Origin of the sequence: Sphingopyxis sp. FD7 (assembly GCF_003609835.1) — a bacterium.
Classification (GTDB): domain Bacteria; phylum Pseudomonadota; class Alphaproteobacteria; order Sphingomonadales; family Sphingomonadaceae; genus Sphingopyxis.
Genome location: NZ_AP017898.1, coordinates 1956085 through 1968944, shown reverse-complemented (window position 1 = coordinate 1968944; position 12860 = coordinate 1956085). Strand labels below are relative to the sequence as shown.

Annotated in this window: 12 protein-coding genes and 1 tRNA gene; 10 read left to right on the top strand and 3 right to left on the bottom strand. The window is 66.4% G+C overall.

Annotated features, from left to right (window positions below; translation table 11 throughout):
- Nucleotides 1-47: 47 nt before the first annotated feature.
- From recA to SPYCA_RS09260, 6 genes are all read left to right on the top strand, one after another.
- Complete coding sequence (recA, locus tag SPYCA_RS09285) at nt 48-1127, top strand: recombinase RecA (protein ID WP_120219917.1); 1080 nt, start codon at nt 48-50, stop codon at nt 1125-1127.
- 426 nt (nt 1128-1553) lie between these two features.
- Nucleotides 1554-2369, top strand: a complete 816-nt coding sequence (gene speB, locus SPYCA_RS09280; RefSeq protein WP_120219916.1) for an agmatinase — start codon at nt 1554-1556, stop codon at nt 2367-2369.
- 18 nt (nt 2370-2387) lie between these two features.
- Entirely contained in the window at nt 2388-3014 is a 627-nt protein-coding gene (locus SPYCA_RS09275) for a glutathione S-transferase family protein (RefSeq protein WP_120219915.1), read from the top strand.
- Nucleotides 3004-3588 (top strand): hypothetical protein, encoded by a 585-nt coding sequence (locus SPYCA_RS09270; RefSeq protein WP_120219914.1) that lies wholly within the window; start codon nt 3004-3006, stop codon nt 3586-3588. Before SPYCA_RS09275 ends, SPYCA_RS09270 begins: the two co-directional genes overlap by 11 nt.
- A 72-nt stretch (nt 3589-3660) precedes the next feature.
- Complete coding sequence (gene alaS, locus SPYCA_RS09265) at nt 3661-6300, top strand: alanine--tRNA ligase (RefSeq protein ID WP_120219913.1); 2640 nt, start codon at nt 3661-3663, stop codon at nt 6298-6300.
- Nucleotides 6297-6773 carry an SRPBCC family protein gene (locus SPYCA_RS09260; protein ID WP_120219912.1) on the top strand — a complete coding sequence of 159 codons (477 nt, stop codon included), beginning with the start codon at nt 6297-6299 and terminating at the stop codon, nt 6771-6773. The genes alaS and SPYCA_RS09260 overlap by 4 nt, the downstream gene beginning before the upstream one ends.
- A gap of 179 nt (nt 6774-6952) precedes the next feature.
- Here SPYCA_RS09260 and SPYCA_RS09255 read toward each other — a convergent pair whose 3' ends face one another.
- Both SPYCA_RS09255 and SPYCA_RS09250 read right to left on the bottom strand, forming a co-directional pair.
- Entirely contained in the window at nt 6953-7366 is a 414-nt protein-coding gene (locus SPYCA_RS09255) for a holin family protein (RefSeq protein ID WP_120219911.1), read from the bottom strand.
- Between the two features lie 56 nt (nt 7367-7422).
- Nucleotides 7423-7998, bottom strand: coding sequence for a glycoside hydrolase family 108 protein (locus tag SPYCA_RS09250; RefSeq protein WP_120219910.1), 576 nt, complete (start codon nt 7996-7998; stop codon nt 7423-7425).
- A 72-nt stretch (nt 7999-8070) separates the two neighbouring features.
- Here SPYCA_RS09250 and SPYCA_RS09245 point away from each other — a divergent pair, with 72 nt between their 5' ends.
- A complete protein-coding gene (locus tag SPYCA_RS09245) occupies nt 8071-9048 on the top strand; it encodes an NADPH:quinone oxidoreductase family protein (RefSeq protein WP_120219909.1) in 978 nt (325 codons plus the stop codon).
- Nucleotides 9049-9298: 250 nt separating this feature from the next.
- On the opposite strand, the gene SPYCA_RS09240 is transcribed toward SPYCA_RS09245, so the two are convergent.
- A tRNA-Pro gene (locus SPYCA_RS09240) sits at nt 9299-9375 on the bottom strand.
- Between the two features lie 285 nt (nt 9376-9660).
- On the opposite strand from SPYCA_RS09240, the gene yajC reads away from it, so the two are divergent.
- The 3 genes from yajC to secF are packed head-to-tail and all read left to right on the top strand — an operon-like array spanning nt 9661 to nt 12656.
- Complete coding sequence (gene yajC, locus SPYCA_RS09230) at nt 9661-9990, top strand: preprotein translocase subunit YajC (RefSeq protein WP_120219907.1); 330 nt, start codon at nt 9661-9663, stop codon at nt 9988-9990.
- Nucleotides 9991-10045: 55 nt separating this feature from the next.
- The gene (secD, locus tag SPYCA_RS09225; protein WP_120219906.1) at nt 10046-11659 is read left to right on the top strand and encodes a protein translocase subunit SecD; all 1614 of its coding nucleotides are present in this window, start codon (nt 10046-10048) and stop codon (nt 11657-11659) included.
- Between the two features lie 13 nt (nt 11660-11672).
- The gene (secF, locus tag SPYCA_RS09220) at nt 11673-12656 is read left to right on the top strand and encodes a protein translocase subunit SecF (protein ID WP_120219905.1); all 984 of its coding nucleotides are present in this window, start codon (nt 11673-11675) and stop codon (nt 12654-12656) included.
- Nucleotides 12657-12860 lie beyond the last annotated feature (204 nt).

Sequence of the window (12860 nt, the reverse complement as noted above, 5' to 3'; positions counted from 1 at the left end):
GCGTTGCGATGCGTCCGCGGTCGCTCTAGAGCAGGAAAGGACGGCAAATGGCCGGACAATTGTCACTCGTCGAATCGGGGAAATCAGTGAACGGAACGGACAGGCAGAAGGCGCTCGACGCCGCATTGGCGCAGATCGACCGCGCCTTCGGCAAGGGCTCGGTGATGAAGCTGGGGTCGAAGGAAGCGATGCAGGTCGAGGCGATTTCGACCGGGTCGCTCGGCCTCGACATCGCGCTGGGCGTCGGCGGCCTGCCGCGCGGCCGCGTCATCGAAATCTACGGCCCCGAAAGCTCGGGCAAGACGACGCTGGCCCTGCATTGCATCGCCGAAGCGCAGAAGATGGGCGGCACGGCGGCGTTCGTCGATGCCGAACATGCGCTCGACCCCGTCTATGCGCGCAAGCTGGGCGTCGACATTGACGAACTCATTGTGTCGCAACCCGACACGGGCGAGCAGGCGCTTGAGATCGTCGATACGCTCGTGCGCTCGAACGCGATCGACGTGCTCGTCGTCGACTCGGTCGCCGCGCTTGTGCCGCGCGCCGAGATCGAGGGCGAGATGGGCGACAGTCACGTCGGCCTGCAGGCGCGGCTGATGTCGCAGAGCTTGCGCAAGCTCACCGGCTCGATCAGCCGCTCGCGCTGCATGGTGATCTTCATCAACCAGCTGCGCATGAAGATCGGCGTGATGTACGGCAACCCCGAAACCACGACCGGCGGCAATGCGCTCAAATTCTATGCCTCGGTCCGCCTCGACATCCGCCGCACCGGCCAGATCAAGAATGGCGACGAGATCGTCGGCAACACCACGCGCGTCAAGGTGGTGAAGAACAAGGTCGCGCCGCCGTTCAAGCAGGTTGAGTTCGACATCATGTACGGGCAGGGCATTTCCAAGATCGGCGAGATTCTCGATATCGGCGTCAAGGCCGGGCTGGTCGAAAAATCGGGTGCCTGGTTCAGCTATGACTCGATCCGCATCGGGCAGGGCCGCGAGAACGCCAAAAACTTCCTGACCGAAAATCCCGAACTTCGCGAACGGCTCGAAGCCGCGATCCGCGGCCGCACCGACGCGGTCGCCGAAGAAATGATGGCGGGTCCCGACGACGACGCGGGCGACGACATCTGACGATCGTCCCGCTGGTTCGCGCGTTTGTGCGACCCGGTGGGCAAACGGCGGCGGGCCTCGCGGCCTCCTTGTAGCCGCGGACACCTGCATGCCCCTCTCCCCCGCGGGTGGGCCCGCCTGCCGTTGATCGGTCGTCTGGTACGTTATTTGTTGAGTGTGCACGATAAGGCGGCTTTGGGGTGGGGAGCAGCCCTATAACTCCGTCATGCTGAACTCGTTTCAGCATCCATGGCCTGCCCATTAATTCCACGCAGCGCCGAACGAAACGACTGGGCCATAGACCCTGAAACAAGTTCAGGGTGACGATGATTGATAGGTCCGCAACCGGTCGTCTGCCGCCATCGGCATGACGCAACCCGTTCGGCGCCGACGCGATCCTCGGCGGCGGCGTCTTGCGCGCCCGTCGGCAACGGCTACAGATGGTCCATGCCCGCGATCCGCCTCTTCGGCCTGCCGACCGATATCAACAGCAGCTTCGAGCGCGGCGCGGCGGCTGGTCCGGCCGCGATCCGCGCGGCGCTGTGGAGCGACCGCGGCAATATGGCAAGCGAGCTTGGTGGTGAAATCGGCACCGACATCGCCTTCGCCGACGATGGCGACCTGCCGCTCACCGAACGCACCGCTGAGGATGACGCCGCGATCCGCCGCCATGTCGCGATGCTGTGCGAGGATGGCGAGGTGCCGCTGGCGCTCGGCGGCGATCATGCGGTGACCTTTCCGCTCGTCGAGGCCGCCGCGACCTGTTTCGGGCCGCTCAACATCCTGCACATCGACGCGCACCCCGACCTCTACGCCGATTTCGGCGGCAACCCGCGCAGCCATGCCTCGCCTTTTGCGCGCATCTGCGAGGCGGGTCATGCGGCGCGGCTCGTGCAGGTCGGCATCCGCACGCTCACCCGCCATTGCCGCGAGCAGGCGACGCGCTTCGGGGTCGAGGTCATTCCGATGGCCGATTTCAGCCCCGATCGCGTCCCCGTCCTCGAAGGCCCGCTCTATATCTCGATCGACCTCGACGGGATCGATCCGTCCGAGGCGCCGGGCGTCGCGCACCCCGAGCCCGGCGGGCTGACCGCGCGCGAAGTGCTGGCGGTGCTGCACAAGCAGACCGCGCCGATCGTCGGCGCCGACATCGTCGAGCATCACCCCGGCCGCGACGTCGGCGGCGTCACCGCGATCCTCGGCGCCAAGCTGGTGCGCGAAGTCGCGGCGCTGATCGACCGCAACGGCCGCTGCCAGACCTGATTCTTTGAGGAGAAGATCATGACGCTGATCGTCCACCATCTGAACAACAGCCGCTCGCAGCGCATCCTGTGGCTGCTCGAGGAAATCGGCGCGCGGTACGAGATCCGATTTTACGACCGCGATCCGGTGACCAACCTCGCGCCGCCCGAACTCGTCGCGGTTCATCCGCTCGGAAAGTCGCCGGTGATCGAGGATGACGGCCGTGTGGTTATCGAATCGGGCGCGATCACCGAATATCTGTGCGAGCGACACGGCGGCGGGCATCTCGTCCCCGAACGCGGCACCGACGATCATGTCCGCCATCTCGAATGGCTCCATTTCGCCGAGGGTTCGGCGATGACGCCGATCCTGCTGCGCATTTATACGGCGCGGCTCGGCGAAGCGGCGGCGCCGCTCGAACCGCGGATCAGTCAGCAGCTCGATTCGCATTTCTCCTATATGGAAAGCCGCATCGGCGACGGCGGCCATTTCATCGGCAACAGCCTGTCGGCGGCCGACATCATGCTGAGCTTTCCGGCGGAGATCGCCGTCATGCAGGGCATGGCGCCGCGCTATCCCAGGCTCGCGGCCTTTGTGAACGCCTGCCACGCGCGTCCCGCGTGGCAGCGCGCGCGAGAGAAGGGCGGCGCTTATTATGGCTATTGAGGGGCGTGGGCTGGCGCTCGCGGTATCGGCATTTCTGGCCTGCACGGCCACGGCGCAAACGCCGCTCCTCGGCCCCGACCTCGAGCGCGAGGTCAACGTGGCAGCGGGACGGATGTTCGAGCCGACACCAGCGGATGAAACTGCTGCGATGGACCGTTTCGCCGCCTATACGATGGCGCTGGCCCGGCGCGACTTCGACGCGGCCTATGCCATGCTGCGCCTGTCGTTTCAGGCGTCGAGTCCGCGGCTCGAATGGGAGATGAATATTCGCAAGCGCCCGGTGCTGTGGGCCGACGGGACGCTGCGCGTGTTGCGGCTGAGCTGGTACGCGGACCCGGCGGGCCAACCACCGGGCCTCTATGCGGCGTTTGACTTCCGCGGCGACCGGACGGATGGCACCATGGATTGCGGCTATGTTGCCGTCCATCGCGCCGGACCGGACGCGTCCTTCACCATTGTCCGGACCGACACGACCGAAGTGCCGCCGCAATTCATGGAAGACGGCGTGCCCAAGGCCGATGTGCTGCGCCAGCTGCCCTGCTATCTGGGCAAGGGAATCGCGACGGCCTTCTGACCGGCGCTGCCGATCGGCGTCATCGCGACGAAGCGGCTTGTCGCACCGCCGCAAAATGCCTAATTCGCGCGCATGACATCGACCAACGACATTCGCCGCTCGTTCCTCGACTATTTCGGGGGCACGGGGCACCATATCGAACCGTCGGCGCCGCTGGTGCCGTATAACGACCCGACGCTGATGTTCGTCAACGCAGGCATGGTGCCGTTCAAGAATGTCTTCACGGGGCTGGAAAAGCGCCCCTACAGCACCGCCGCCTCGTCGCAGAAATGCGTGCGCGCGGGCGGCAAACACAATGATCTCGACAATGTCGGCTATACGGCGCGCCACCACACTTTCTTTGAAATGCTGGGCAATTTTTCCTTTGGCGACTATTTCAAGGAGCAGGCGATCGACCATGCGTGGACGCTGATCACCAGGACCTGGGGGCTGGCGCCCGAGAAGCTGACCGCGACCGTCTATCACACCGATGACGAGGCGTTCGACCTGTGGAAGAAGATCGCCGGCCTGCCCGACGAGCGCATCATCCGCATTCCGACGAGCGACAATTTCTGGTCGATGGGCGATACCGGGCCGTGCGGCCCGTGCAGCGAAATCTTCTATGACCATGGCGATCATATCCGGGGCGGCCCGCCTGGATCGCCGGAGGAGGATGGCGACCGCTTCGTCGAAATCTGGAACCTGGTGTTCATGCAATATGAGCAGATGCCGGGCGGCGAGCGCGTGGACCTGCCGCGGCCGAGCATCGACACCGGCATGGGGCTGGAGCGCATCGCCGCGGTGCTTCAGGGTGTCCATGACAATTATGACACCGACACCTTCAAGGCGCTGATCGAGGCGTCGGTCGAGCTGACCGGGGTTCCGGCCGACGAGGCGCACAAGGCGAGCCACCGCGTCATCGCCGATCACCTGCGCGCGTCGAGCTTCCTCGTCGCCGACGGCGTGCTGCCGTCGAACGAGGGCCGCGGTTATGTGCTGCGCCGGATCATGCGCCGCGCGATGCGTCACGCGCACCTGCTCGGCGCCAAAGACCCGCTGATGCACCGGCTGCTGCCCTCGCTGACAGCCGAAATGGGCGCCGCCTACCCCGAGCTGATCCGCGCGCAGCCGCTGATTTCGGAGACGCTGGAGCGCGAGGAGGTCAAGTTCCGGCAGACGCTCGACAAGGGGCTGAAGCTGCTCGACGAGGCGACCGCGGGCATGGGCAAGGGCGACATGCTGGCGGGCGAGGTCGCGTTCAGGCTCTATGACACCTATGGCTTCCCTTATGATCTGACCGAAGATGCGCTCCGCGCGCAGGATATTTCGGTCGACCGCGCGGGTTTCGACGCGGCGATGGCGCAGCAGAAGGCGGCGGCGCGCGCGGCGTGGAAGGGCAGCGGCGAAAAGGCGTCGGACGATATCTGGTTCGACCTCGCCGAGGCGAACGGCAGCACCGAATTCACCGGCTATACCTCGACAACGGGCGAGGCGACGGTGATCGCGCTCATCAAGGACGGCGCGCCGGTGAACGAAGCCAGCGCGGGCGACGAAGTCGTGGTGCTCACCAACCAGACGCCCTTTTATGGCGAAAGCGGCGGACAGATGGGCGACGCGGGGACGATCGCGACGCTGGAAGGCGCGAAGGCGTCGGTGAGCGACACCGGCAAGCCGCTCGGCCGCCTGCACACGCATCAGGCCAAGCTGGAGGCGGGGACGCTGAAGGTCGGTGACACGGTGCAGCTGACCGTCGACGCCGAGCGCCGCGACCGCATCCGCGCTAATCACAGCGCGACGCACCTGCTGCACGCGGCGCTCCGCAACCGGCTCGGCGGGCATGTGACGCAGAAGGGCAGCCTGGTCGCCGCCGACCGTTTCCGCTTCGACTTTTCGCACCCCAAGGCGCTGACGGCCCAGGAGATCGCGGACATCGAGGCGGAGGTGAACGCGCAGATCCGCGGCAACGAGCCGGTGACGACGCGGCTGATGACCCCCGACGACGCCGTCGCGGCGGGCGCGCTCGCGCTGTTCGGCGAGAAATATGGCGACGAGGTGCGTGTGCTCAGCATGGGGACGGCCGACGACAAAAGCTATTCGGTCGAACTGTGCGGCGGCACGCATGTGCGGGCGCTGGGCGACATCGCCCTGTTCAAGATCGTCAGCGAAAGCGCGGTGTCGTCGGGCGTGCGGCGCATCGAGGCGCTGACCGGCGAAGCGGCGCGGCAATGGCTGAACGGCCGCGACGAGGCGCTGAAGGCGGCGGCGGCGGCGCTCAAGGCATCGCCCGACGAGGTGCCGGCGCGCGTCGCGCAGCTGGCCGAGCAGCTCAAGAAGGCCGAGCGCGAGCTCGCCGATGCGAAAAAGGCGCTGGCGATGGGCGGCGGCGCGGCGGCGGGTCCGGCGGTCGAGCAGGTCGGCGATGTCGCCTTCCTCGCGCAGATTGTCGACGGACTCGACCCCAAGGAATTGCGCGGCACGGTCGACGGGCTGAAGAAACAGGTCGGCAGCGGCGTTGCGATGCTGGTCGCGGTCAACGACGGGCGCGCCTCGGTCGCGGTCGGGGTGACCGACGACAAGGCGGGCAGCCACAGCGCGGTCGATCTGGTCAAGGCCGCGGTCGCGGCGCTGGGCGGGCAGGGCGGCGGCGGGCGGCCCGACATGGCGCAGGGCGGCGGCCCGAACGGCGGCGCGGCGAATGATGCGGTGGCGGCGGTGAAGGCCGCGCTCGCTTGAAGCCCACGAAAAAGACGCGGCGCACCGATCATGCCGAGCGGCTGATCGCGGCGCCGCTGGTCGATGTGTTTGCGGCCTTCACCAGCGCCGACACGCTGGCGCGCTGGTTGCCGCCCGAAGGGGCGACCGGTGCGTTCGAGCATGTCGACCTGCGGGCCGGGGGCGGCTTTCGGATGCGGCTGACCTTCGACGATGCCGAGGTCGAGACAAAGAGCGACGAGGACGGCGACGTCGTCGCGGTGCATATTCCGGTGCTCGACGACGGGCGGTTGATCGTGTGGGAGGTCGCGTTCGAATCCGACGACCCGCGCTTTTCGGGGACGATGGCGATGCACTGGTATCTGTCGCGGCAGGGCGGCGGCACGCTGGTCACGGTCGACGCGCACCATGTGCCGCCGGGGATTTCGGCGAAGGATCATGTGGCGGGGCTGAACTCGTCGCTGGCGAATTTGGCGAGGGTGGTGGCGGGATAGCGCAGGTTCCTGTTTGGATTCGCGCAGAGGTCGCAGAGGTCGCCGAGGATTTGTTCACGCGGAGGCGCGGAGGAAGAGAGAGATGGGCGGCTTTTGCCGCCCTTTCTTTTCTCTGCGCGCTCTGCGGTCTCTGCGCGAATATCTTCTTCTCCGCGCCTGCGCGGGGGCGACGGTTTAACTCAACTCTCCACCCCCTTCGCCTTCCCCCACGCGCGCGCCGCCGTGTACCCCAGATAGCCGGTGCCGAAGAGCGCATAGAGCGGTTCGGGGATGCCGGCGAGATAGGCGTTCATGCCCTCGGCGATGCTTTTGGCCATTTCGGGGCGCGCGGCGGCGATCAGGCCCATCGGGATGGCCCAGAGCAAGAGCGCATACATGACATAGAGGAAGCTCGGCCGCGCGCGGCTGGTCCAGGGGTCGGCGCTGTTCGCTTCGGCGACGATTGCGGTCATCCGCGTGCGGATCGCCTCCATTTCCTGGCTGCCTTCGAGTTTCAGCAGTTCGAGCTTGGCGCGGTCGCGCGCTTCGGGGTCGGGAATGATCTTGTCGATCAGCCTGGCGATGGGGCCGATCAGGCCTTCGATAATGCTCATATGCGCGTTCCTTCCATCCTTAACTTGTCAAACTTGTCACCTGGAGGCGTTGGAAATCAGGGGTTTGCGTCGCCCACGCGGTTGGCGAGCCAGCCGTAGAGAAAGGCCTCCTGGCTGGGGCGGCGTTCGGCGAGCGCGATGTAGCGTTCGCCCTGCAGCGCCTCCATCGCGCGCAGGAGGACGGTCTCGCCGCCCTTGCCGCGCGTCTTGAGAAAACCGTCGAGCGCGGCGAGGGTGCGCGGGCCGATCGCGCGGTCGACCGCGATGTCGGGATAGTCGCGCGCGGCGCGGTTGAGCGCGTTGAGCGCGCGCTGGAGAAAGCCCGCCGCGGTGCCGGTGCCCATGTTGACGCCGGTGTCGAACAGTTCGGCGGCGATCGCGGGGGCGCGGAGTGCGACTTTGTCGAAGCCGGGGCGCAGCCAATAGAGGCGGCGATAGATGGCGGCGGCGGTGTCGCGCGGCAACGTTCGCATCGCGCCCGCATAGCCCTCGGCGCGCGCGACCGCTTCGGTGATGCCCCAACAGGTCGCGCCGCCGCGGTCGGCGGGGTGGTTTACATATCGGCCTTCGCGGTCGATGACGGCGTCGATCAGCATGTCGACGTCTGAGGCCGGTGATAGGGACAAAGCCATGATTCGCTCCTTCTGGTTATGTTGAGGCAATCAACGAACCATATAGGAACAATGTAGGAAAGGATTTTCGCCATGCGGGCGTTGCAGGTGCGCGAATTGCGGCCCGATCATGCGGGCGCGGGATTTGTCGACCTGCCCGTCCCCGACGCGGGGCCGGGCGAGGTGCGCGTGCGCGTGCGCGCGGCGGCGGTGAACTTTCCCGACCTGTTGATGACGCGCGGCGCCTATCAGCTCAAACCCGACCTGCCGTTCGTGCCCGGACTTGAGTTTTCGGGCGAGGTCGACGCGGTGGGCGAGGGGGTCGAAAGCTGGTCGGTCGGCGATGCGGTGGTGGGGGGCAATCGGTTCGGCGCGATGGCGGACTATACGGTCGTGCCCGCGGCATCGCTGCGGCCCAAGCCCGCGGCGCTGGGCTGGGAGGCCGCGGCGGCCTATCCGGTCGCCTATCTCACCGCCTATGTTGCGCTCGTACGGTGCGCGCGCGTCGCGCCGGGCGAATGGGTGCTGGTCCATGGCGCGGCGGGCGGCGTCGGGCTGGCGACGGTCGATCTGGCGATGGCGCTTGGCGCGCGGGTGATCGCCGTGGCGAGCAGCGCGGATAAACGCGCGGCGCTGGAACGGCTCTATGCGCCCGAAGCCGTGATCGATGGCGCGGCGGGCTTTCGCGATACCGTGAAGGCGCTGACCGGCGGGCAGGGCGCCGATGTCATCGTCGATCCCGTCGGCGGCGATATATTCGACGAATCGACGCGCTGCATCGCCTTTGGCGGGCGGCTGCTCGTCGTCGGCTTTGCGTCGGGGCGCATCCCCGAACTGTCTGTCAACAGGCCGCTGATCAAGGGATTTTCGGTCGTCGGCGTACGCGCGGGCGAATATGGGCGCCGCTTTCCCGAACGCGGAGCGGAAAATGTTGCGGCAATCGATGCGCTCGCGGCCGAAGGCAGGATCCGGCCGCATGTCCATGCGGCGCTCGACCTCGCCGACTGGCGCAAGGCGTTCGCGATGCTGGAGCGGCGCGAGGCGGTGGGCAAGGTCGTGCTGCGGCCCTAGGCACTGTTGGGTGGCCGCTTGAGGGCAATGCCGCGTTTCGGCCGTTTGCGGACCTTTATTCCATCGTCATCCCGGCGAAGGCCGGGATCTCACCCTTTCGGTTTGCCGCACCGGCGAGATCCCGGCCTTCGCCGGGATGACGGATAAGGGCAAGGTCCACTCCCCACCCCGGAGCCGGCAATCCACCAGCCGGTCGGCGACCGCGGCCGATCTGCACGCCGACGGGCCATGGATGGATTTTCCGGTAAATTGGTCGGGACGAGAGGATTCGAACCTCCGACCCCCACACCCCCAGTGTGATGCGCTACCAGGCTGCGCTACGTCCCGACCGGCCCGATTGGGCAGGCGAGGCCCCTAGCGCGCCTTGGCAGGCGATGCAAGGCCATCCTGAGCGGCGTTCCGGGGAGGGGCGCGGACGTCGCCCGCGGCGTATTCGGCGCGGCGCCCTTGATCCTCGCCGCCTGCTTCCCATTTTCTGCCGACGCCTGCCGCCGGGGGCACGGCGCGCGCGACCGGTTGCGCGCGCGGCCCCTCGTGTGATAGGCGCCGCGCCATCCTTGCGTGCCGGTCCCGGTGGGCCGCGCGACGCTTTCGAACGAAAGTCTTTCATCCATGTCGATGCAATTGCTTCTGACCCAGGCGGCCGGATCGGGCGGCGGGGCGGCCGGTTTCCTGATGCTGGTGCCCTATATCCTGATCTTCGCGGTCTTCTGGTTCTTTCTGATCCGCCCGCAACAGGTGCGCGCGAAGGAGCATCGCGCCAAGATCGCGGCGGTCAAGCCGCGCGACCAGGTCGTCACCGGCGGCGGCATCGTCGGCAAGGTCACGCGCGTCGACGACGATTATGCCGACGTCGAAATCGCGCAGGGCGTCAAGATCAAGGTCGTCAAGGCGACGCTGGCCGACGTGCTGCAGCCCGGCGGCAAGCCCGCGAACGACTGACGCGACGGGGCGGGCGGGTGTCCGCGGCCCCCATTTTTGCAATCGGATCACAGACATGCTCGATTTCCCGCGCTGGAAAACCATCGGCATCAGCATCATCCTGCTGCTCGGCGTCCTTTTTGCCATTCCCAGCTTTTTGCCGCCCAAGGCGTTTGAAAGCCTGCCCGGCTTTGCGCAGGCCAAGGTCAATCTGGGGCTCGACCTGGCCGGCGGCAGCCATTTGCTGCTCGAGGCCGACATCAACGACCTCAGGAAGACGCAGCTCACCAATATGGAAAAGACGGTGCGCACGGCGATGCGCGGGCAGAGCGGACCCGACGACGATATTGCGATCGGTGAATTGTCGACGACGGGCGGCCGCATCAGCTTCCTTGTCCGCGATGCCGCGAAGCTGGACGAAGCGCGCGAGCGGCTGTTCAGCGAGACTCAGGGCGCCGGGCTGACCGGCCAGCGCGACTGGAATATCGACGTCGTCGATTCGACGCGGATCGTGATGACGCCGACCAGCGCCGGGCAGACGCAGGCGGTGGCGAATGCAATGGACACCGCGCGCGACATCATCGACAAGCGCGTCAACGCGCTCGGCACGCGCGAGCCGACGATCATCCGCGAAGGCGCCGACCGCATCGTCGTGCAGGTTCCGGGGCTTCAGGATCCGGCAGCGCTCAAGGAACTGATCGGCAAGACCGCGCGGCTCGAGTTTCGCATGGTCGACGCCAACGCCGATCCCAATGAAGCCGCCGCGGGCCGCGTGCCGGTGGGCAGCGAGATCGTCCCCTATGCCGAGGGGGAGGGCAATGGCGCGGCGTTCGAGGTGCTGCGCCGCCAGGTGATGATCAGCGGCGAACAGCTCATCAATGCGCAGCAAAGCTATGACCCGCAGACGAACGAGCCGGTGGTGTCGATCCGTTTCGATTCGGCGGGGTCGAGCACCTTTGCCAAGGTGACCGCGCAGAATGTCGGCAAGCGGTTCGCGATGGTGCTCGACGGCAAGGTGCTGTCGGCGCCGTCGATCAACGAGCCGATACTGGGCGGCAGCGCCCAGATTTCGGGCAGTTTCAGCGTCGCGAGCGCGAACAATCTGGCGATCTCGCTGCGGTCGGGCGCTCTGCCGGTGAAAATGACGGTGGTCGAGGAACGCACGGTCACCCCCGAACTTGGCGCCGATTCGATCCGCAAGGGCGCGATCGCGGGCATCATCGCGACCGTTGCGGTGCTGGTGTTCATGATCATCGTCTATGGCCGTTTCGGCATTTATGCGAATGTCGCGCTGGTCTTTAACATCGGGTTGATCATCGCGATCATGGCGGCGTTCAATGCGACGCTGACACTGCCGGGCATCGCGGGCTTCGTGCTCACGATCGGCGCCGCGGTCGATGCGAATGTGCTCATCAACGAGCGTATCCGCGAAGAGCTGAAACGCGGGCGGCGCGTGTTCCAGGCGGTCGAGCTTGGCTATTCGGAAGCGAGCCGCGCGATCTTCGATGCCAATATCACCAATGTCATCGCGGCGGGGCTGATGTTCTGGTTCGGCTCCGGCCCGATCAAGGGCTTTGCCGTGGTGCTGACGATCGGCATCATCACCAGCGTGTTCACCGCCGTCACCGTGACCCGGCTGTTCGCGGCGCGCTGGCTGCACAAGACGCGCCCCGCGTCGCTGACCATTTGAGGAGGGACCGGTCATGCGTCTCCTGAAACTCGTCCCCGACGACACCAACATCCAGTTCCTGAAATGGCGCAACGTCGCGATGGCGATCAGTTTGCTGATGATCGTCGCGTCGATCGCGCTCGTCGCGGTGCGCGGGCTCAACCTTGGCGTCGACTTTGTCGGCGGCCAGTCGGTGCGCGTCGAGTTCACCGGGGCGATGCCGCCGATCGACGAAATCCGCGAAAAGGTGGGCGCCATCGGCCTTGGCGAAGCGACGATCCAGCAGTTCGGATCGGACAAGGCGGTGTCGATCCGCACCGCGCTGCCCGAAGGCGACAAGGCGGCCGCCGAGCGCGCCGGGCAACAACTGGTCGCGGGCATTGCCAAGGCGTTCCCCACCGCGAAGACCGGATCGGTCGAAACCGTGTCGGGCAAGGTGTCGGAGGAACTGCTGCGCACCGGGGCGCTCAGTCTGATCCTCGCGATGATCGCGATCTCCATCTATATCTGGATCCGCTTTGAATGGCAGTTCGGCGTCGGCGCGCTGTTCGCGCTGTTCCACGACGTCACGCTGACCTTTGGCTTCTTTGCGCTGACGCAGATGCAGTTCGACCTCAATATCGTCGCCGCGCTGCTCACCATCATCGGCTATTCGCTCAACGACACGATCGTCGTGTTCGACCGGATTCGCGAGAATCTGAAGAAATACCGCAAGATGGAGATCATCCCGCTGCTCGACCTCAGCATCAACGAGACGCTGGCGCGCACGGTGATGACGAGCTTTACCATGCTGATCGCGCTTGCGGTGCTGCTGTGGGTCGGGCCGGACGTGATCTTTGGTTTTACCGCCGCGATGCTGCTCGGCATTTTCGTCGGCACTTATTCGTCGGTCTATATGTCGGCGCCGATCCTGGTGTGGCTGAAGGTCGGTCCCCACAGTTTCGTGCCGCGCACGACGGCGGCGACCGAAGGCGCCGAGCGGGTGTCGAGCAAGAACGACGACGGCGCGGTGGTTTGACGGCGCCAGCGGGCTTCCGCTTCGGGGTGGGGAGCAGACATTGAGGGGTTGCGCTGGCTTCCCCTCCCGCAAGCGGGAGGGGCAGCGAGACTTACGAACTTTGTTCGTTAGTCGCAGCGGGGTGGGCCATTGCCACGCAGCTGCCCACCCCCGACCCCTCCCGCAAGCGGGAGGGGAGAGAATGGCCGCTACCGGCCGAAAACC